The 21,580-nt window shown below is 56.7% G+C and carries 16 protein-coding genes; 12 read left to right on the top strand and 4 right to left on the bottom strand.

The window, feature by feature from the left end; genetic code table 11:
* The 3 genes from B2R17_RS07950 to B2R17_RS07940 all read left to right on the top strand — a co-directional run.
* The coding region (locus B2R17_RS07950; RefSeq protein WP_286763551.1) for an amidase family protein at positions 1 to 896 on the top strand (896 nt) is incomplete at its 5' end.
* 39 nt (positions 897 to 935) lie between these two features.
* Entirely contained in the window at positions 936 to 1,196 is a 261-nt protein-coding gene (gene hemP / locus B2R17_RS07945; RefSeq protein ID WP_007331092.1) for a hemin uptake protein HemP, read from the top strand.
* A gap of 15 nt (positions 1,197 to 1,211) precedes the next feature.
* On the top strand, positions 1,212 to 1,622 hold the full coding sequence (locus tag B2R17_RS07940; protein ID WP_286763550.1) for a hypothetical protein: 411 nt from the start codon (positions 1,212 to 1,214) through the stop codon (positions 1,620 to 1,622).
* Positions 1,623 to 1,896: 274 nt separating this feature from the next.
* Here B2R17_RS07940 and B2R17_RS07935 read toward each other — a convergent pair whose 3' ends face one another.
* Positions 1,897 to 2,730 (bottom strand): hypothetical protein, encoded by an 834-nt coding sequence (locus B2R17_RS07935; RefSeq protein WP_286763549.1) that lies wholly within the window; start codon positions 2,728 to 2,730, stop codon positions 1,897 to 1,899.
* Positions 2,718 to 3,818 carry a type II/IV secretion system protein gene (locus B2R17_RS07930; protein WP_286763548.1) on the bottom strand — a complete coding sequence of 367 codons (1,101 nt, stop codon included), beginning with the start codon at positions 3,816 to 3,818 and terminating at the stop codon, positions 2,718 to 2,720. Before B2R17_RS07930 ends, B2R17_RS07935 begins: the two co-directional genes overlap by 13 nt.
* Before the next feature lie 125 nt (positions 3,819 to 3,943).
* Here B2R17_RS07930 and B2R17_RS07925 point away from each other — a divergent pair, with 125 nt between their 5' ends.
* The 5 genes from B2R17_RS07925 to B2R17_RS07905 all read left to right on the top strand — a co-directional run bounded on the left by B2R17_RS07925 (position 3,944) and on the right by B2R17_RS07905 (position 11,124).
* On the top strand, positions 3,944 to 4,666 hold the full coding sequence (locus B2R17_RS07925) for a hypothetical protein (RefSeq protein WP_008671543.1): 723 nt from the start codon (positions 3,944 to 3,946) through the stop codon (positions 4,664 to 4,666).
* A 196-nt stretch (positions 4,667 to 4,862) separates the two neighbouring features.
* On the top strand, positions 4,863 to 5,666 hold the full coding sequence (locus tag B2R17_RS07920; protein ID WP_286763547.1) for a menaquinone biosynthetic enzyme MqnA/MqnD family protein: 804 nt from the start codon (positions 4,863 to 4,865) through the stop codon (positions 5,664 to 5,666).
* Positions 5,666 to 6,823 (top strand): cyclic dehypoxanthinyl futalosine synthase, encoded by a 1,158-nt coding sequence (mqnC, locus tag B2R17_RS07915; RefSeq protein WP_286763546.1) that lies wholly within the window; start codon positions 5,666 to 5,668, stop codon positions 6,821 to 6,823. The genes B2R17_RS07920 and mqnC overlap by 1 nt, the downstream gene beginning before the upstream one ends.
* Positions 6,824 to 6,932: 109 nt before the next feature.
* Positions 6,933 to 8,450 (top strand): 4-alpha-glucanotransferase, encoded by a 1,518-nt coding sequence (gene malQ, locus B2R17_RS07910; RefSeq protein ID WP_286763545.1) that lies wholly within the window; start codon positions 6,933 to 6,935, stop codon positions 8,448 to 8,450.
* Between the two features lie 493 nt (positions 8,451 to 8,943).
* Positions 8,944 to 11,124: an RNA polymerase sigma factor gene (locus B2R17_RS07905; protein WP_286763544.1), complete on the top strand. Its 2,181-nt coding sequence runs from the start codon at positions 8,944 to 8,946 to the stop codon at positions 11,122 to 11,124.
* Between the two features lie 291 nt (positions 11,125 to 11,415).
* Here the strand turns inward: B2R17_RS07905 and B2R17_RS07900 are convergent, their stop codons facing one another.
* Positions 11,416 to 14,355 (bottom strand): PQQ-dependent sugar dehydrogenase, encoded by a 2,940-nt coding sequence (locus B2R17_RS07900; RefSeq protein ID WP_286763543.1) that lies wholly within the window; start codon positions 14,353 to 14,355, stop codon positions 11,416 to 11,418.
* A gap of 193 nt (positions 14,356 to 14,548) precedes the next feature.
* On the opposite strand from B2R17_RS07900, the gene ftsY reads away from it, so the two are divergent.
* The 3 genes from ftsY to B2R17_RS07885 all read left to right on the top strand — a co-directional run bounded on the left by ftsY (position 14,549) and on the right by B2R17_RS07885 (position 17,492).
* Entirely contained in the window at positions 14,549 to 15,562 is a 1,014-nt protein-coding gene (ftsY, locus tag B2R17_RS07895; RefSeq protein WP_008659959.1) for a signal recognition particle-docking protein FtsY, read from the top strand.
* 5 nt (positions 15,563 to 15,567) lie between these two features.
* Positions 15,568 to 16,149, top strand: coding sequence for a tRNA-(ms[2]io[6]A)-hydroxylase (locus tag B2R17_RS07890; protein ID WP_286763542.1), 582 nt, complete (start codon positions 15,568 to 15,570; stop codon positions 16,147 to 16,149).
* 266 nt (positions 16,150 to 16,415) lie between these two features.
* Entirely contained in the window at positions 16,416 to 17,492 is a 1,077-nt protein-coding gene (locus tag B2R17_RS07885; protein ID WP_286763541.1) for a hypothetical protein, read from the top strand.
* 105 nt (positions 17,493 to 17,597) lie between these two features.
* Here B2R17_RS07885 and B2R17_RS07880 read toward each other — a convergent pair whose 3' ends face one another.
* The gene (locus tag B2R17_RS07880; RefSeq protein ID WP_286763540.1) at positions 17,598 to 19,853 is read right to left on the bottom strand and encodes a sigma 54-interacting transcriptional regulator; all 2,256 of its coding nucleotides are present in this window, start codon (positions 19,851 to 19,853) and stop codon (positions 17,598 to 17,600) included.
* 175 nt (positions 19,854 to 20,028) lie between these two features.
* Between B2R17_RS07880 and B2R17_RS07875 the strand changes: the two genes are divergently transcribed.
* Positions 20,029 to 21,378: a DUF1598 domain-containing protein gene (locus B2R17_RS07875; RefSeq protein WP_286763539.1), complete on the top strand. Its 1,350-nt coding sequence runs from the start codon at positions 20,029 to 20,031 to the stop codon at positions 21,376 to 21,378.
* Positions 21,379 to 21,580 lie beyond the last annotated feature (202 nt).

The raw sequence follows: 21,580 nt of genomic DNA, 5'->3' as shown, positions 1-21,580 counted from the left end.
CGTTTGCCAGCAGCCTCGATCAAGCCGGCCCGATGGGTTGGTCGGTCGATGACGTCGCGATCGGACTGCAAGCGATGGCAGGTTACGACCCTCGCGACAGCACCTCGGTCAACGCGGAAGTTCCCGATTACACGCCAGCGATGGCGGCGGAAGACGTTCGCGGAATGCGAATCGGTGTCCTGCGAGAAGGCCTGGACCAAGACGGAGTTTCGCCCGCCATTCGCGATGCCTTGGCAACGGCCGAGTCGGTGTTTCGCGAACAAGGTGCCGAAATCGTCGAAGTCGAGTTACCGCACAGCAAGTACTGGGTACCGACGTACTACGTCATCGCACCTTGCGAAGCGAGCAGCAATTTGTCGCGATTCGATGGAGCCCATTACGGGTATCGCGTTGCTGACGCCGAAATCGCCGCTGCCGACTCGGGGCCGCTCGAAGCGATGTATTCGCTCAGTCGCGCTGGTGGTTTTGGCAGCGAAGTCAAACGCCGAATCATGGTCGGCACGTACGCTTTGAGCGAAGGCTATTACGACGCGTACTACAACCAAGCTCTCAAGGTTCGTCGTCTGATCCGAAACGATTACGACGCCGCTTTCCAACAAGTCGACTTGATGCTCGGCCCGGTGACACCATCGCCCGCATTTGCGTTGAACGAGAAAACCGACGATCCGATCGCGATGTATTTGTGCGATTTGTTCACCGTCGGAGCCAACTTGGCGGGCGTGCCCGCGATTTCGCTGCCTGGTGGATTCGACGCGGATGGTTTGCCCGTCGGAGTGCAATTGCAGGCCCCGGTGATGGAAGAATCGCGTCTTTTGCGGGCCGGGAACGTGTTCCAAATGGCCAGCGATTTCCACACTCGCCGCCCGCCTACTTTTACTGCAAATCATTCGCAATAAGGTCTTGCCGCGACATTGCCGTCGACTTAGATTGGTCGCATGACTGATTCAAAACCTTCGTCGGCGACCGATCCTGCATGGGGAGAAATCCCAACTGGTTCGGTCGTGGAAGGTGTTCCGGCGGGTACGCCGGCGGTTGAATCAGTCCCCTCGGCGACAACGATGTCGACCGGTGGAATGCCAAAAATCATCCGATTCGAGGCCTTGGCACGTTGCGGTGGTGAAATCTGGATTGAAAACGAAGGCCAGATTTACCGGCTCCGCAAAACTCGCCAAGGCAAACTGATTCTGACGAAATGACCTTGGAATCCATCCGTGCATACCAGTGAAACGATTCTCGCAGTGATCCCCGGCGCGACCGAGCATGAGCGCATGGTGGTCGCGACGCGCTTCATCGAAATCGCCGAGCGATTGAAACTGCATTCGGACGTTGTCGAAGCCGAACCAGAACGAGCTGATGACAGTCGCCCGTTTTGCGAGCAACTGACCAGCGTTCAATCGCAACCGATCGTGCTGCGTCAAGAAACATTCAGCGAAGCGGTGGGCTGGTTCACACAAAGCTGCGTCGAAATGAGCCGCGAGCAATGGGACATGATGCGTCGCACCATGGTTCCCGAAACAATGCCCGCCATCCGTCGCAAACGCACTGTCCGCAAGTTTAACGTGATGGACGCCGACACACCGTCGGTCATCCCATTCAAACCATCCCGAGCCGTCTCGGCTTAGTACGCTGCTTCAAGCTGAACTAAGGTCGTGCAGATTGTCGATACCGCTTGTCGGCAGATTTCAGCATGACGTACCTCTCCCGAAACAGAGTTTGGGCAGAGGTCGAGCGATGCCGTTCAGGCGTACGCGAGGGTGAGGGCCGGGCATGAGAAGTGGCGCCCGTCGCGATGAGGCTTGGCCGTTAAGGGCGGCACGACGGAACAGTTGAGGACAACTGTTCTACTCTCATGTTCAGGCCGAAGGATTCGCGGCCTCATCCACTACGTTCTCAACTTCACTCGTCCAGCAACAACGCTTGCAAACGCGTCACCGCTTTCTGAAGCTGAGCCTTGGTTCGTAGGGGCGGAATTCGCTGGACGAACTTGGGGCTGACACCCTTGGATTGCAGGAACTGTTTCAACAATTTTGGATCGCCATCACGATACGCTTCCGCCGCGTGATGAACTCGTGGACCATAAGTCGCATCGAGCAACCGTTCGATGACCATCGACCAATAAGTCAACCAATCACTTTGCCGTTTTTCAACGGGATCGGGAACCGAATTGGCATCCTGAATCGAGTTCGCGTTGGCATCGCCGTCCGTGGAAGGCGTTTGTTCGTATTGGCGGATCTGCTGTTCGATTTCGCGCGGCCAACACGGATCCAACGTCGTCGCTTCGAAATGGGTGGCTTCTAAAAAACTGTCGCGTGGACATCGTTGCACATAGGCATCCAACAGCGATTGACGCCACGAACCTGGTTCGATGGGTCGTCCTTCGGTGATTTCCAAAGCGATCAGATTGCCCATCTCGACATAGACCGCTTCGACGGTGGCTTCGAACATCGCCGCCATCGCGGGTGCCGGGCGAGACGTCAGCAACGATGTGGCGACTCGTTCGAGCAGCCAAATCTTCTGCTGCGGTTCCCACATGTCGTACCAATGCGGCGGGTCAAACCCGACCACGGGGCCCGACAACGTGAACATCGAATCGCTTTCGGCATCGTGCTCCACTTCCGCGGCGGGATTCAACTCATCGACCAACTGATCCACCATCATCGCGACCGTGCCGCGAAACAATTCAGCTTCGGGACCGACGAGACATCGATTTCCGTTGGTCAGGGGCCACATAGAAAGCTACCAGTCGAAGGAAAAAGCTTCTGCAATCGGCCCATGTCATTTTCGGACGCCAAAGCGGAACGTCGAACATCGTCAATTTCGATGCTGCGACACTCCGATCGGGAAAGGCCGTTCTGATGTATCAACAGGTTAATCTGTTCGGCGAGCGAGTGGCCAATTTGTCCCCAAGCTCGCAGTCGCAAAATCGCCGAAACAGGGTCACGGGCGTGAACGACCGCAAAAACACGCTGTCCCTCGAGCACCGAATGCAGACAAACTTCTGCCGACACGGGGCTGTTTAGGTCCGGAATGATGACCACAGAAGGGTCCGATTCCACCGATTCGCGTTGCAAGGGATTCCAACGGCTGGCGGGACGGCCATGCGTTTGACTGGACCAAACGCCCCACAATCGAGCCAATGGACTTTTGTCCAAACCCTTTCGCCCGCAATAAACCGTCAATCCGCTGTCCGCCACCAACTGTTTTTGCCATGCCGATCGCTCGGCGGCTTTCAGGTCGTAAGCGGTCAAATTCATTGGCGATGCGACCACGGTCTTTTCCACGGGGGGAGGCTGCGGGATCGATTGACGTTGGGCCTTCTTCAATTCAGTCGCCGATGCCGCCGAAGAAGTTGCTGTCGCATCAGCAGTTTTCGGCGGCGGATTCTGCTCGCCAAACAGTTCCTGGCAGGCTCGGCGAACGACAGTCGCTCGAGCAAACAGCGGCCGCATTTGCAAACCGCTGATTCGTCTGACTTCGTCGGCCAACAGCAATGCAGACGGGGACGCGATCGCGACTTCCAGGCTGTGATCCTGCACCGCCAACGGAACCACTTCGTGCTTTTCACAAAAGTCAGCCGGCAGACATTGTTTGAGACGACGATCGACGGGAATCGCCAAACCGCTGGGCGGTTCAAACAACGGCAACAAGTAATGCGACGCGTAGACCGACGCCAGCTTGGATTCATCGGTCAGACCGCATTGGTCAGCCAACTGTTCCTCGAGTGGTTCTTCCTCGTGGCTGGTGTCCTCCAGTTGCCCCCACATTTCGTCCAACCAACCGACCGACGGTTGGCTGAAATCGACTGAAGTTAGATTCATGGTGCCATTTCTTAGATGCTGAATAAGTGCCTTATCGAAACAGATAGGTCGATTCCCTCCAGCGGGCTTGACGAATCACGGGGTTCGCCAGAGAACCACGCGGTCTGGCTTCGCTGCTGAACGGATTGTTCGGATTCTGCGATCTATTCCGACACGCATTCGCACCCGACTCGTCCTCGATTGACCCGCCCGACATGCTGACACCGATCGAATTGCCTTCCGGTTTGGACTCGACCGAAATCCCGACCGAGATTCACGCCATGGTGCACGGCGTGAAGCAACGGATCGAAGCGTTTCAGGATCGCTGGGACCGCCCCCAAATCGAATTGTTCGTGGCGGCGGATTACTTGCACGTTTATCAAACGATGCGGTGGGTGGCCGAATCACAAATGCTGAACAATTCGCGGTTCGTCGAATGGGGCTGCGGTTTCGCGGCGATCACCTGGCTGGCCGCCGCGGTCGGATGGGATGCGATCGGCATCGAGTCCGAACCAGAATTGATCCGTCAGGGAAAAACGACGCTGAGCGATTGGCAAGAAACCTTGGCCTCGATACCGAAATCAGGTCCCACCCCCGAATTAGTCAGAGGCAACTTCTTGCCCGAAGGATCCGAGACGCTGGCGGAAGACCCAACGCTCCCCAGCCTGGGTCACTCGATCGAATCAGCCTACTCGTCCATCGGTTTGGACGTGGAGGACTTCGGAATCATCTACAGCTACCCTTGGCCGGGCGAGGACGACTTCCACGAGTATGTCTTTCATCGCTACGCGGCCTATGGAGCAGTCATGGTGCTTTTCAAAGGCCCCAACGAAATGCGAGTTTGGCGAAAAACCCGTGGCCGAAGCTGAACCGGGTTGCCGGCCTCCGTTCGCCGCGGTTATCAACACGGACCAAGTCCTCCCAGCAAACGCCACCAATCACCTAGCCTGTACGATGGCCTTCCAAGGCCGTCGATTCAATTGCGTTGGTATTTCAAAACCGTCGATTCGACCCGCGACGGCCTTGGAAGGCCATCGTACGAACTCCTCCAACCCTGAAACGATCATGCTCCGCCTCGGTGCAGTTTCCTATCTGAACACAAAGCCGTTGATTGAAACGCTGCCAGAGCGTTTGGGCAAATCGGGCGAATTGCGTTTGGACCTGCCATCGCGGTTGGCTCGCGATTTAGCGGCGGGAGAACTGGACATCGCACTGATCCCCAGCGTCGAATATTTCCGCGGCGGCGATGAGTACGAGATCATCTCCGACGCCGCGATCGCATGTCGCGGCCCGGTGTGGAGCGTGCGGGTGCTCAGCCGCGTGCCGATGAACAAAGTCCGCACGCTGGCTTTGGACGAAGGCAGCCGCACCAGCGCCGCGATGTCGCAAGTCTTGCTGGCGGAGATGCACGGGCTGCGACCTGAAACGGTGCCTTTCCCGATCGGATCCTCACCAGACGAAATCGACGCCGATGCTTTGTTGATGATCGGCGATCGAGCCATGCATCCTGCTCCGGGCAAATACCAAGAAATCTGGGACCTCGGCGATCGATGGTGCCGGTGGACCGAATTGCCGTTCGTGTTTGCCATGTGGGTGGCGCGGCGATCCGCCGTCGCAGATCCGCAGATCCGCCAGCGGATCGAAGACGCATTGAATGTGTCTCGAGACGAAGGATTGCAGCAATTCGAGACGATCGCCAAACGCGAAGCCGCTGGTCACGGTCTGACGATTGAGGACCTGCATCGTTACTTCGCTGAGAATCTTCACTTCCAACTCGGCAACGGCGAACGATCGGGGCTGGCAGCCTTTCGCGAAAAAGCCGAACATCTGGGGCTGGTCCCCGCTTCCCACACACCTTTGCAAGATTGATGAACGCACCCGCCAACTCATCTGCCGTCCACGACATTCTCGCCAAAGCCGTCGCTGGGGATCGGCTGACATCCGCCGAAGGTTTAACGTTGCTGAAAAGCCACGACTTGGCGGCGATCGGTGCCGCGGCCGAAAAAGTTTCGCGAGCCAAGCACCCCGAGCCCTACCGAACTTACAACGTCGATCGGAACATCAACTACACCAACGTCTGCACCGCGGTGTGTGACTTCTGCGCGTTTTATCGCGGCCCTAAAAGTGACGAAGGCTACGTGCTGCCTCGCGAAGTGCTGCTGCAGAAGATCCAAGAGACGGTCGACTTGGGCGGCAACCAGATCTTGCTGCAAGGCGGCCTGCATCCAAAGTACAAACTCGATTGGTACGAGGAGATGCTGCGGGACATCAAGACTCGCTTTCCCGAGGTGAACGTTCACGGATTCTCACCACCGGAACTGCATCACTTCACCAAGGTCAACAACCTCCCGCTTCGCGACGTTCTTTCGCGGTTGAAGGACGCTGGGCTTGGCAGCGTTCCCGGCGGCGGTGCCGAGATTCTCACCGATCGCGTGCGCAACGAAATCACTCGCGGCAAAGTCATGACGGATGACTGGTTGAACGTCATGCGTGTGTGGCACGAACTGGGCGGCATCAGTTCCAGCACGATGATGTTCGGTCATGTCGAAACGCTCGCTGAACGAATCGAGCACCTTGAACGCTTGCGAAGTTTGCAGGATGAAACCGGTGGCTTCACCGCTTTCATTTGTTGGACGTTCCAACCCGACAACACCGACATGTCCGACGTGCGACCGACCGGTTCGTTTGAATATCTGAAAATGTTGGCCGTCTCACGATTGTTCTTGGACAACATTCCAAACCTTCAAAGTAGTTGGGTCACGCAAGGTTTGAAGATTGGGCAAATGGCGTTGATGTTTGGTGCCAACGACATGGGAAGTCTCATGATCGAAGAAAACGTCGTTGCCGAAGCCGGAACGGTGCACTATCTGTCACTACAGCAAATTCGCGAAGCAATCGAGGAGCTTGGTTTCGTCCCCCGCCAGCGTGATGTGCACTACAACCTCGTGGACGAAAGCTTGGAAGCAAAAGCCATTCAGGCAAACGGGGAACAATCGGCAAGAGAGTTGGTCCAATTGGCGGTTTGACCGAAGTCCGGTAGTCTTCTTAAAAGTGGTGCGGAAGTTGCCCTGTGTTCAACACGAGGCCAAAAACTTCCGATTCAACCGACCGACTATCGCCAACTAGATCTCACGCATGCGTTTCCCGCGATCCTCCGGCATTCTTTGTCACATCACCAGTTTGCCATCGGAATTGGGCATTGGTGATCTTGGTGCTGCGGCGTACGAGATGGTCGACTTCTTGCACGCGGCTGGCCAATCGATTTGGCAGATCTTGCCGCTCAGTCCTCCTGCTTATGGCAACTCACCCTACAGCGCCTACTCGGCGTTTGGGGGCAACGCGTTGTTAATTAGCTTGGAGTCATTGGTAGACGAAGGTTTGCTCGAAGCATCCGACCTGGAAGGCTTCACGCAGAGCGATCCAGCATGCGTCGACTTCGGTGCGGTCAACGAGTTCAAGCACGCCAGACTCAAACTCGCGTACGAACGCTACCTCGCCAAGCCACCACGTGAACTGAAGATCGCGTTCGAGTTATTCTTGGACGCGAACGATTGGTGGCTCGATGAGTTTTCCTTGTTCGAAGTCTTCTTGAACAAGTTCGAAGAATCGAATTGGTCGAAGTGGCCCGATCCGATCCGTCGTCGCGAACCCGACGCACTAGGACAAGCTCGCCAAGAGATGTCTCGCGAGATCGACTACTCTCGCTTTCAACAGTTCTTGTTCGATCGCCAATGGAACCGACTGAAGGCGTACGCCAACGAACGACAAGTTCAACTGTGCGGTGACATGCCGATCTTCGTCGCTTACGAGAGTGCCGATGTCTGGGGCAACCAAGACATGTTCGCGTTGAACGAAGATGGAACGCCAATGTTGGTCGCCGGTGTGCCGCCAGACTATTTCAGCGAAACCGGTCAGCTCTGGGGCAACCCTCAATACGATTGGGATGCACTCGAGAATGCCAACTACGCTTGGTGGACCGCGCGTTTCCGTCGTTCGTTGGAACAGTTTGATCTGCTGCGAGTCGATCACTTCCGCGGCTTCGAAGCTTATTGGGAAGTTCCCTATGGTGCCGAGACCGCGATCGGCGGTCAGTGGCGAACTGGTCCCGGCGCGAAACCGTTCCGCGCCGCCGAAAAGGAACTCGGCGAACTTCCGTTCATCGCTGAAGACTTGGGGATGATCACCGACGCGGTTCATCAACTGCGCGAAGAACTTGGGTTCCCGGGCATGCGAGTGCTCCAGTTCGGATTCGCGACCATGGAAGACGATTTCCATCGTCCATCGACCTACCCCGAATCTTGCGTGGCCTACACCGGTACTCACGACAACGACACGGTAATGGGTTGGTACCACCTGCGAACGCCACCCGAAGAAGGCGACGATCCTCTCGCCGAAGTCGTGACCAGCGATCACGACGTGCACTGGCAATTGATCGATGCGGTCATGTCATCCGCCGCTGAAATCGCAATCGTCCCCATTCAAGATGTATTGGGTCTGGGGAACGAAGCCCGAATGAATTTGCCTGGCATCGCCGACGGCAACTGGGCATGGCGTTTGTCACCGCAAGCGTTGACGCAAGAACACGCCGACCGTCTCGCATCGCTGTGTCAACAACGAGGCCGCCTCACGCACGAAGTCCCCAGCGTAAGCTAAACCTGTAACACGATGGTCCCCCACCGTGACCCAGCGCAAACAGAACCAAAGCATTAGCCACCCGCACGTTCCCGTTCATCCCATCGCCCTGGATCGAACGAAGTGAGCCCCAGAGTAGAGCGATTGTCCTCAGTAGTTCCGTCTACAAGTTCTCCACCGCCAACCAGCGTTTCATCGCGGTCAACGTTCCAACCATTCGCGTCAAGCTTCGAAGCGAATTGCCCCGGGCACACAAACAGTTGAGACAACTGGTTGACTCTTGCGCTCGTCTCGGTGGGGGACCACCGAGCTACAGGTTATTGAACGCTCAAAGTTTCTTTTCTTCGAATTTCTGATTTTTTGCGCGCCGTGGGGGCATCTCGTCCCACTGTCTTCTTGAACAAGCGATGATCAGAGGTGGCGAATTTGCCTTCCGTGCACCTTCGTCACATCGATTCGAATCGCCTCACGACGCTGCAGCCTCGATATTCGGCCGGAAAGGAAAGGGACGATCATGCCCAGCGAAAATTCCACCATCGAACCCCCGCATTCGATTCCGCCACCAGTCACCCCGGACGCGAGTCCAGACCAATCGATTGTTTGTTCCTGCGACACGATGATCGCGGACCGTTGGGATGACCTCAATTCCACCGACGCGGATTTATTGGACGCTTGGGTCACGGACAACTGCATCGAAGCCCTCGACACGTTGGTTCGACGTTACGCCCAAATGGTTCTCAGCGTTTGCATCCGGCGGTGCCACAATCGGTCGGACGCCGACGATGCCATGCAGACAACGTTTTTATACCTCGCCCAATCGGCGAAGAAGATTCGAAGTCCTGAACGGTTGGCCGGATGGCTGCACCGTGTCGCCCAACGCGCCAGCATCGCGACCATGATGTCAACTGAACACTCGCAGCAAGACCTTTCGGATGTTCCTTCCAAACCGGTCGATCCGTTGGAACGACTGACACTTCGTCATCAAGCGATCGTGCTGGACGAGGAGTTGTCGGAACTGCCCGAAAAATACCGATCCGCGATTGTGCTGCACCTTCAACAGGGCATCACGGTCAACGAAACCGCGAAACGGATGGGCACCACTGAAGGCACCGTTCGTGGGTGGCTGGCACGCGGCAAGCAACGTCTTTGTCGACAACTGCGACTTCGCGGGGTCGCACCAATGGCGGCTTGGGCCGCTGCACACGCATGGAGCGCGTCCGACGCAATGGCCGCCGACGCGGCACTGAAACTCACTTCTCCGATGAATCCTGGGGGATCGACCACCGAACCAAACTCATCCCCCGGCGCAGACGTTGGCAAATTTGATTGGAGCTCATCCGCATCGAGTTCCAACTTCTCTTCTCTCGAATCCCATCTTTCACAAGGAATCGCCACCATGCCTGTCATCCCCATTCTTGGTTCCACCGCGGCGGTCGGATTTGCCTTGTTAGTCGCCTTCGCAGTCCCCGTCGGCGACGACGAGACAGGACGCACCGCCAGCGTCCTTACCTTCGCCACTACGAAGGATGATTCCCCGCCGGTGCTCGCACAAATCGGGCAGGACGATACATCTCCCACGCCCATTCCAACACTTCCGTCTCGACTAGCATCACCGGGCGACGCATTGCAGTCGTCCCCCGTTTTGCCAACCCCGCCTACTCCACCAGTTCCTCCAACACCGGCTCCGCCTGCATCAACTGCCACCGCAGTGGCGAACCAAATTGCGCAATTGCTTGACGAGCCGACAACATTGGCATTTGAGTCCAATATCCGCTCACTTCCAGAAACACTGCAACAGGCCACGGGACTCCCTGTGCTGCTGGACGAGCAAGCGATGACTCTCGGTCAAATTGACGTCGATAGTCTGCATGTGCAATTTTCTTCGAAGGGCGAACAACCACTTCGTACGCTCTTGCGAAAAGCGCTCGAACGCGAGGGTTTGAAAGCAAAGGTCGATGACGATGGTCTCTTGATCACCGCCGACATGACCGTTTTGACTCGCCGAGGAATTTCGACGGACCGATGGTTGGACATGACGCCGGAAGAGGAGAAGAAATTCGATGAGATCATGGATAGAAAGGTTTCCTACAACTTCGTGGAAACACCACTCGAGGACGCGGTTCGCGTGATGTCTGAAGACGTCAATTCCCCGATCCTGATCAATACGCTTTCCTTGGAGGAAATTGGGCTCTCAAATGACATCCCAGTGGATGTTTCTATTCAATCCGTATCCTTTCGATCCTTCCTTCGCTTGATGCTGCGTCCGCTTGGACTCACTTACGAATACAAGGATGAGGTTTTGCAAATCACCACCATGGAAGCCAGCGATTCTAGTCTTCGGCAGCGGTTGTATTTCCTGGAAGGCACTGGCCTGCCTCGAGGAGGCGACGCCGACACGATTGAGATGATAACTTCCACCATTGAGCCTGACGCATGGGAGGCACTCGGGGGCTACTCCACGATCAGCTCCGTCAACAATTCGCGAGACGGCCGTCCCGCGCTGCTGGTAAGCACAACCGACGAAGTGCACAAGGAAGTCGAAGATCTGATGCGTGCTCTTCGCGAAACACACACCGGCGAAGACCCTCGCTTGTCTGACGAAGAATTCCAGCAACAGCTAAAGAACAGAACGCAAACCATCCAAGGCGGAATGAATGGTGGCGGAGGTGGCGGTGGCGGTGGCGGAATGTTCTGAACACGGCAACCCTTGGGGCGAACCAACGGAAGATCCTGCACCAGAGTAGAACGATTGTCCCCAATTGTTCCGTCTGCAAGCTCACCACCGCCAACCAGCGTTTCATCCACGGCAACGCTCGAACTATTCGCGTCACGCTTCCGAGCAACCTGCCTCGAGCACGCGAACAGTCGTGACAACAGTTCGAATCTCATGCTCGTCTCGGTGGGGGACCACCGAGCTACAGGTTGACTCTCGTGGGCCGGACCGACCAACGAGTTGTCCGGCATCAGAACAACTCCACGCGACGCATCAATTCGAAGCCGGCAACTCGCCGGCTTCGTTCGTTTGCATGAGGAACTCGAGCAAGTCCGCAACCTCTTGCGGCGTCATCGCTGACAGCAATCCCGCCGGCATCAGCGATTGCTCATTCGGCTTTTTCAATTCGATGTCCTCGGAATGCAGCGTCGTCTTGGTTCCGTCGGCATGCTGTACGACCACGGCTTCACCGTCCTCTCGAAGTATGCGACCAACGATCAACTCACCGTCCACCGACAAGATCGTGTGGCTTCTCCATTCCGGTTCGATCTTTTCACTCGGTTCGACGATTCCTCGAAGCACCTCCAAACGCGTTCGACGTTTGCCAATTCCCGCCAGCGACGGTCCAACATCTTTTCCCAATCCACCGATACGATGACACTGTCGACATTGCGACGCCGCGGATTCGTAGAACCACTGCAACCCTCGCTGCGCATTCCCCTTCAAAGCCAGCAGGGCGTCCACGTCGGGAGTATCACCCACCAAAAGTTTGCGTTGCCCAGGATCGATCCAAGGTTGCATCAGACCAAGTACCACCGGCGATTGCGAGACACTCTCCTCGATCAGCATTTCAGAAACAATTTTCTTGGACTTCTCCGGTGGTGCCTCAACGAGCTCTCGCCACAGCAACATCGTTTGCAACGTTTCGTTCGGCTTTTCGCTGGTGGACTCGGTTGAATTGGGAGCGACAGGCATCGACTTCACCCAGTCCCAAAGCATTTTGGCACCCGCCAGATCCACAGCTGAGCAACCGACACGAGGCATTTTCCCCGGACCGCCGGTGGCGACACGATAAACCAATGCGGATCGCTCAGGATGCCCCGGTTCAATAACCTTGGTGTTGGCCCCCAAACCAAAGTCGCCCTGGGCAGCGAGAACTCCCAGCAACGCGGTTTGGTCCAGTGGCCGAATGTGTCTCAGATCCATCTTCGATGTCGCGCCGCCGGCCGGACGATGACAGTGCGCACAATTGGCATGCAAATACGATCGAGCCCTTTGTTCGAGCGGTTCGTCCGTGTCATAAGCGTTCACCATCTCATGACCTGCTTTCACTTTGGCTTGCACCAAAAACCCGGCTTGCGCTAATTCAGACCAAGATCCCGGACCTCTCTCGTCACGCAGGTTCTCAGGCACCAATGATGCGGCACCGGGATTGGCAACGTTGTGACAGGTGACACAAACATCACGTGGATAGAAACGATGCTCCCAATCACGCTGTCCCCAAATGGGATCGTCCACACGGAAAGTCTGTGTGGCTCCCATCGCGGGTACCAGCGTCGCGTCGGTTTGATCTTCGTTCCACGCAAACGTGGTGGGATTCCAGTTCAATCCGTCATAAGACAACACTTGGGTCTCCAACCGAATCTCTTTGGAATCACCTGAAGCATCCAATACGTCACGGATCAATGTGTTCGCAAACACGGTCCCGCGCACGTACCGTTTCCGCATCGGATTGATTGGATCTTGACCGGGGATCCCAACAAACCGGACCGTACGAATTCCATCGCGAAACAGCGTGGAGGCGGGGCGGTAGGCGACGACGCCGGGGTTGGGAATCAAGTTTTTCGTGTCCGAGAACAATCCCGTTTCGCTCAGTCGTTTTGGGAACGCTTCGTAGTCATCGACCGACTCATTGCTGCTCAACCGATACAGACCACCGGAATGATCCACCAACAAGATCTCTGACGATGCTTCTTTCCGGCTGACAAAGAAGTCAATGATCTTCAATCCGGTGCTCGCAATCTTTCGCGGAACCGATGGTTTGCCCGTCTTCGCCTTGGAATGCGTGTCGATCGACCAGACATTCCCATTCATGAAGCATCCGCAAAGGTATTCACCAGCCAGCGAAACATCCTCGCTAGCGCGAAGTGCATCCGCCGGAACGAAGACGCCACCGGTGATGGATTGCGATTCGCTGCGTGGAAACACGACCTCGGGCAAGATCACTTTTCCAGGACCGGGAGTTTGCTCGAGGTCCACCGGATGAGGCCCTTCATAGAGACTCCACCCGTGGTTCCCGCCGGGAACGATCCGGTGCACCATCTCGCAGCGTTCCCAACCAACATCGGCCACCCAAAGATCATCGGTCGCGGGATCGAACGCGGCGCGAAAACCATTCCGTAATCCAAACGCGAAGATCTCTCCGCGGGCTCCTTCGACATCAACGAATGGATTGTCTTCGGGAATGCGATACGGCAATATCGATCCGTCCGCAAACTCACTCGTTTGATCCACATCGATTCGAAGCACACTGCCGCGAAGATCGCTGATGTCCTGCGCCGCTTTGTTGACGTCCGGCGGGAAGGGCAACGAACCATCGCCGGTCGTGATGTACAGCAACCCATCCGGTCCGAAGTTCAGCGACGCACCGATGTGATCGCCGGAAGGATACGAAAGCAAATCCAATCGCGATTCGGGATCGATTGACGGCACGCTGTTCGGCGAGTCAGTATCGAATTCGTTCGGCGTTGGTAAACTCATTTCAAAACGCGAAACGCGTGTGCCGCCTTCGACGTCGTGCGGACGGATCGACCAAACAACATAAAGGTAGCCATTGGTTTTAAAATCTGGATGCAGCGTCAGATCTCGCGCCGCCGCAAACTGTTCGTCGGTGTGTGTTTGATTGGCTTTGTTGATATCCAATGCCAAATCCATCGACTCGACATCGTCTCGATTCTCGAACGTATGCACTTGGCCGTTCTGCAGCAGCACCAAACGTCGGTTCGTGCCGGGCAAATCCATCGCCGTAATCGGTGAACGCAAAACGAGGTTTGGATGAACGCGCTGCACCGTCAACGGCAACGGAGGTTCCGGAGTCCCCTGCAATCGAGAATCGTTCCAAGCCGGGCGATCCGCTGCGGAATTCGTGCAGCAGTACAACAGCGTCAAAAGTGCGACGGGGAGGATTCGCCCGAAGGATTTCGTCAGCAACATGGGGATGATAAGCCGGCGGAGGGATGAGGAGGACGTGCCCATCTTAACCCAAGCGATGCACAAACCATCACGTCTGTGGACTTCCCCGGGTGGTGGATTTCATCGCGTTGCGACACAATTTGTCTGGCTGCGGCGACGTCGCATCCGGCCCATCCAGTTCTCAGACGCTCCATTCCCAAACGTGCATTGATAGATGGCTTTCTGGCGATCCAAAAAGAACGACTCGAGCGACGAATCCACCGCCCCCGAGACTCCGTCGGCTTCCTCTCCAGCATCCGGTGAAGAAGCCTCGGGCGGACTCTTCGGCAAAATGAAGACCGGCCTTCAAAAGACTCGCCGGGTTCTGGGAACCGACATCCGCGACTTGTTCAAAGCCGAAGGTCGATTGGTCGACGAAGATTTCTTGGGCGAACTGTACGCTCGATTGATCCGCACCGACATGGGCGCGGGACCAGCCGGCCGAATTCGTGATCGCGTCGCCAAAGATTTTCGCGGCCGAGTCGTTCACTTGGAAGAAGTCGTCCAAACAATCACAGAAGACATTCGCGAACAACTGAAGCAAGATCACGGTGACCTGGCCAAAGCCGACTCACCACCAACCGTGATCTTGGTCGTCGGCGTCAACGGCAGTGGCAAGACCACGTCGATTGGCAAACTCTCGCATCACTTGGTTTCGCAAGGCCACAAGATCGTCCTTGGTGCCGGTGACACGTTCCGCGCCGCGGCAGTCGAACAGCTGACCATTTGGTCCGAACGAATCGGTTGCGAAATCGTGACCGGTCCCAGCGGAGTTGACCCGGCCAGCGTTGCTTATCAAACAACGGAGAAAGCAGTCGAGATCGGTGCCGACTACGCCATCATCGACACGGCCGGGCGATTGCAGACGCAAGGCAAGTTGATGCAGGAATTGGAAAAGATCCGGCGAGTGATCGACAAGAAACTTCCTGGTGCACCACACGAAGTCCTCTTGGTCCTCGATGCGACCGCGGGTCAAAACGCGATCAGTCAAGCGAAAGGCTTCAGCAATGCAGCCGGTTGCACTGGCATCATCCTTTCCAAGTTGGATGGTTCAGCCAAGGGCGGCGTCGTTCTGCCGATTCGTGAACAGTTCGAACTGCCGGTCAAGTTCGTTGGGTTGGGCGAAGGCATCGAAGACATGACCAAGTTCGATCCTGATACGTTTGCCGCGGCGCTGTTGGAGGCCTGATCGAAATGCTTCACCTGCATTCCGAATCGACCAGGCGATGGCTGGTTCAAGTCGACAACCACTTGGACGAACTGCTGTTGGATCATGCCCATTGCGAACGCAAAGCCGCGTCGACCGCCATGAACTTGATGAACGCCTACACCGAGAACCTCGACATTTGTCGAGAGATGGCGACGATTGTGGAAGAGGAACTCGAGCACTTCTTCATGGTCATCGATATCTTGAAGAAGCGTGACATTCCGTTTCGCCGGATCGCACCGGGGCCGTATGGTCGCAAGTTGACCGCGCTAATCCGCCAAAACGATCCCAACCGCGCCGTTGATCGATTGCTGGTCGCTTCTTTGATCGAAGCCCGCAGTTGTGAACGATTCCGATTGCTCGCGGATCATGTGGCCGACCGAGAGCCCGAACTGTCCGCATTTTACGCTGGTTTATTCGAGAGTGAAGCTCGCCATCACACGACGTACGTGAAGCTCGCAGAGCATTTTGCCAGTCGCGAAATGGTTCGCGAACGTCTCACCGAACTGTCCAAGTTGGAAAGTGAGATCATCGCCGAGGGCAGCGAACTGCCACGGATGCACTCCTAACACGATTGTTTCACGGCGTGCTCTCTCCGCATTTGTCGTGAACCGATTTGCATCCGCACCGACGGTCATGTTTCACGCGCCGCGGCGTACTCAGCGTGTTGAACGGGCCGTTTATTGGCACCTAGTTTGCGATGCTTGCCCGGCGCGGAGAAGACGAAATACTCTCGTCGCTGTCGAAAGTCAGCCCGCATCCATGAAGGAACGGAATCGAGTCGGATGACCCGGCCACCACCGTCAATCAATCGTCTGGTCGCGGAGACACACGGATGAAAACTTTTCAATCTCAAGTCAAATCTTACGTAGCAGCGTTCGCATTGGCTGTTCTCGCCACCGACATCGCGGCTCAAGACAACGTTCAAGCATTGTCGTTTGATCTTCCGCCCACCGCGGTCGCTCGCCCGGTCGACCTTTCGGACCGAATGACGCCAACATCGCAGGCGGGTGAGTCCATGCAGGTTGATTTGCGTTTGTCGTCAATGGTGACGGGCAGCAAGCTACCAACGATCGAACGCTGGATGGTTCAAGTCGTTCCACGTGCCGCTTCATGGCGAGTTCTCGACTACTCGCCTCGCACCGAAACCGGGTCGGACTACGCCACGCCCATCCAAGTCAAACGGTCCGACGAGTCGACTCGGTCAATCGGTGTCGCCGCGGATGGTGGCTACGGCCACTTGGCTTCCGCTCACTTGGGCGCAGACCACGGCGACAAGAAATCCGAAGCAATCCAGTTCGACAAGCACGCTCCTTTGCACGCTGTTTCAGCTGCAGGAACGATCGAACGTGGCCGCGGCGTTTACTACAAGTTGCGTTGGACTTCGCAACAAGTCTTGGAAGGCGAGAAGATGTTCCAAGTTGCGTTCGACGTTCCTCCTGGCTTCCGAGCTGGAATGTTGGACGTCGTCGTGATGGCCTACGGCAAACCAGCCAAATCCAACCCGATGAAGGGCGTTTGGGCGGACATGCCATTGTTGGAAACCAGCTCGTCATCCGAGCTACTCGGCAAAGCCCACTTCACCGTCGCCGTCCACCGTGAAGGTGACGACGCGGCCTGGAGCTTGGCTCGTCAGTTAGCATCCGCAGAAGTCCGTCTGCGTCAGGCAGCGTCCGGTCACCGAGCCGACACGCCAATCCGTTCGCTGCCAACTTTGATCCGACATGTTGCCGCGAAGATCGACGTGGACTCAGTCGACGTCCATGGCGATTGGGCAGAACGCCTGATCGCCGGCCAAGCGGATCCCTACATCGATCCCGTGATTCGAAAGTTGCCAACCGACCTTCGAGTCGTCGCATTGGACTACAACGACAGCCGCCGGGCGTTGCTGGCACTCGACGAACCTCGCTGATCGATGACTGAGGCGACCACGAGAGGCACGAAAGATCTGTCTCGCGAGTGGGAACGGTCGCAATCGCAGCACGCCTGAATTGCCGCAAAGCCGCTGACAGATTCCTCAACGGCCGTCTTTCTCTGCCTTCTTCAGCTTTCGATCCAGCGTGCTGCGTTCGATCCCTAAAATCGTTGACGCGCGGCTTTTATTCCCGCCGGTTGATTCCAACACCCGGCGGATATGCCGCATTTCCAGTTCGGCCAACGAAAGTTCCAGATCTTCCGACGAAGCTCCTGCACGGCCCGCTTTGCTGGTGCTCTCTTTCGAGGAATTCGCAACCGCGGTGATCATCAAATCATTCGCGTCGAGTTCCGTTGCTTCGCCATCACCAGCCGCATCCATCGGCGACATCACAACAGCCCGCTCGATCACGTTGCGCAGCTCGCGCACGTTTCCCGGCCAGCGATGTCGTTGTAATTTCTTCTCCGCAAGAGCAGAGAATTTCAAACGTCCGCGAGCCATCGACTCGGCAAAGGACTGCAAAAAATGGTTTGCCAACAAAACCACATCGCGGCCACGTTCGCGAAGCGGCGGAACCAAAATCTCCACCACGTTCAGCCGGTAGAACAGATCTTCGCGGAACTTGTTCTGTTCGACCATCGCTCGCAAATCGCGATGCGTTGCAGCGACAACACGAACATCCGTGCGAATAGGCGACTGACCACCAACGCGTTCAAAGGGATGACCTTCCAGAACCCGAAGCAGCTTGGCTTGCAGATCCAGACTCATCTCACCGATCTCGTCCAGCATCAACGTGCCGCCGGACGCGACTTCGAACTTCCCGCGTTTCTGCTGGGTCGCACCGGTGAAGGCACCCTCCTCGTGACCGAACAGTTCTGACTCCAACAGATCCTTCGACAACGCCGCGCAGTTCAAACACACCAGCGGTCCATCTTTGCGAGGACTGGCGTGATGGATCGCCGATGCAACCAGCTCCTTGCCCACGCCCGACTCGCCTCGAACCAAAACAACCGAAGGCGTTGGCGCGACCTGTGCAATCTGTTGCTGAACCAACCGAATTGGTTCGCTGTTGCCAAGGATCTGAATCCGCCCGGCCAGTTGACGGCGCAACCGGCTGATCACCGCTTCGGACTTCTTCAACGAACGCGTCAACGAGGCTTCTCGATGAATCGACCGGATCGCCTGGCAAAAGATTTCTCCCGCCGCGACGACGTTCCTCAATTGGTTCGGAGTCAACGCGGGACTTCCGGCGGGCGTGGTCACATGCACCAACCCGACCGGCAAATTGCCTTCCGTGATTGGCTGATTGGTCGCAGCCGATTGCTTCTCGCGATTTGAATCGCCGTTGCGGTTCGCGGCGGACTCTCGTGACACCGGCCGAAGCGGAGCCAAGATAATGGACTCCACATCGATCTCGCCCGCCGTGTTCTCAGTCGCCAAGCGACGATCGCCCAGAACGTTGCGGGCCAACATAGCGGCCGAATTGGGTTGTAGAATCGGTTCGATCAACGGTGTCGGCGGACGACGGTACCGCGTTCCTTTGGGCTGGCGAACCAATCGCGGCGGTGCCAATCCTCCACCCTGGACCAACGCGGCTCGCTGCTCCGCGTCAAACAGATACAACCCAATCGTGGCTCCCGGCAACAATTCGTCGAGAGTTTGCATCAGCGTCTCGCCACACTCTTCGATCGACTCCGCTCGCCCCAAAGCAAACGCCATCGCGAGCAGCGGATCAACCGCATCCATCGCGGCCGGATCGCCGCCAGAAACCGGATCGGCTTCGCGTTCGAGCCGATTTGCCAGTCCGCTGGATGTAATTTGCGAAACGACATCCACTTCGCTCTCGCCGTTGTCACCGTCATAACCGGAATCATCGCTTCGCCAATGCATCGCGAGATTGTCTTGAGTCGCACCATCGTCGGCTGATTCTGATCCGCCTGATGCTGACCCGCCGCTGTGGAAGCTTTTTCGAACCGGGGGGCGGGCGAGCGTGGCCGGATTCCGCGTGAAAGTCAGTTCAAACCCAGCGATCTCAATCTGATCAGACTCCGCGAGCACTGTTGGAGCTTGAATTCGCCTGGAATTGACGCTTACACCATTGCGGGAATTCAGATCCGCGATTGTCCATACCGGGCCATCCGGTGTGGTCGCGGGACGGATTTCCGCGTGCTGACGACTAGATCGGGCGCTGCGGAGCACGATCGGGTTGGACGAGGAGCGACCGATCGTCCAGCGAACATCTCCTGACAATCGAATCACATCCGTCCAGCGCATGCCACGATGGACCACCAAATAGGCGTCCGGAGGCGAATTCGCTGGAGCAGCGGCGGATCGAGTTGTGTTAGATTTGCTTGTCACTGGTAGAGCCTGCAATTATTCTAATCATAGACTGCGGGTTCCCCCCACCGCCGGTCGTCTTTCACCATCCCTTCTCTCCGCCAGCCGGATACACGTCTCGATGCGTTCTTCTCTTCTTGGTCGTCCTGTTTCTGGTCGATCCATTCAATGCGGTTTCGGGTCTTGGGTTCGTACCATGCGTTTTCCAACTCTGATGGTCGCCGCTCTTTGCCTGGCAACAACCGCATCCACCGCTTTCGCGGGCATTGGACTGGGTAACCAACGTGCGGTTGGGGGTGTGATGATTGCCCCTGATGGAAGCGTTCGAACAGCCACTGCCCAAGAACAAAAAGAGATGGCTCAGGTTGTTCGCAATGCAATGGAAGCCCCCACGGGCGAATTGGCTCAAGCAACCGATCGCCGAGTGATTTCGCTAAACGGCTTGCAAGCTAAATTGAAAGCGGCTCATGAGTCGGGACAACACCTCGACACCGAAACTATGTTCCTTGCCGGCATGCAGCGGATTGAATATGTAATCGTCGATCAAGAGAACAACGATATCTTGCTGGCTGGTCCCGCGGAGCCCTGGATGGTTCGTCCTGATGGGCACGTTGTCGGAACCAAGACCGGCGGATCGGTTCTTCGTCTGGATGACTTGGTGACCGCTTTCCGTAGCGTTGAAACCGCTCGCAACAACGGCGGCATCCTGTGCTCCATCGAACCAACGCCAGAAGGTCGCGTGCGTCTGCAAAACTTCTTGAAGAACGTCAAACTTCGCCCCGGTCAAAACCCCGCTTACCTCGAAGCCGGCATGCGACAAGCGTTTGGACCGCAGCAAATTCTGTTGGGTGGAGTCGCCACCGACAGCCGCTTTGCTCGCACCTTGGTCGCCGCTGACTTCGAAATGAAACGCATCGCGATGGGACTGACTCAATCGCCCGTCGCTGGTTTGCCCAGCTACCTGGAACTCGCCAAGAACCAAGTCCAATCGACCGTCAGCACTCCACGATGGTGGATGGCTTCGGACTACGAACCAGTCGCCCGTGACGCGGAAGGTCGCGTTTGGAAAATCAGCGGCCAAGGCGTCAAAACGCTGACCGAAGACGATACCTTCGACAAGAACGGCAAGGTTCGCGGCACCGGCCGCAAGAATGCGTTGGCTACCAAGTGGGCCGACATGATGACCGAGCAATACGAAGAACTCTCCCGCGAGCGTCCCGTCTTCCGCGATCTTCGCAACGCGATGGATTTGGCGGTCATTGCAACGCTCATCACTCAGCAACAACTCGACCACAAATCGGGAATCGACTTGAGTGTTCTTCGTGGCAACGATTCACACGTTGAATTGGCCAGCTACGAAATGCCCAAGACATTGGAACCACAGTGCAGCTTCATCAAAGGCCGAGCTGGATGGACCGTGACCGCTTCGGGCGGAGTCAACCTCAACGCTTTCGCGGTATCTGAAAACCCCGTTACCGACGAAACTCTCGGCAACATCGCTGCGGCCAGCGACGCTTCATCGCGTTGGTGGTGGGACGGCAAATAAGCCGCCCCCGTTTGCTCAGTGACGATCGTCAAACGGACGAACTTTCATACGGCGGCTTCCTCACGAACGCCGCCCGGGATGTTTTGAACATCCCATCTCTCTGATAGCAAACTCTCCGCACCTGCTCTTAATGAGGTCGTGCAGACTCTTAATGAGGTCGTGCAGATTTTGAGTGCCGAGCTCGCAAGGTTGAAGTCACCCT

This window comes from Rhodopirellula sp. UBA1907 (assembly GCF_002337565.1).
In the GTDB taxonomy this organism is placed as follows: Bacteria; Planctomycetota; Planctomycetia; order Pirellulales; family Pirellulaceae; genus Rhodopirellula; species Rhodopirellula europaea.
Note: the sequence above shows the minus strand (reverse complement) of the source record. Positions and strands in the feature narration are given on the sequence as shown.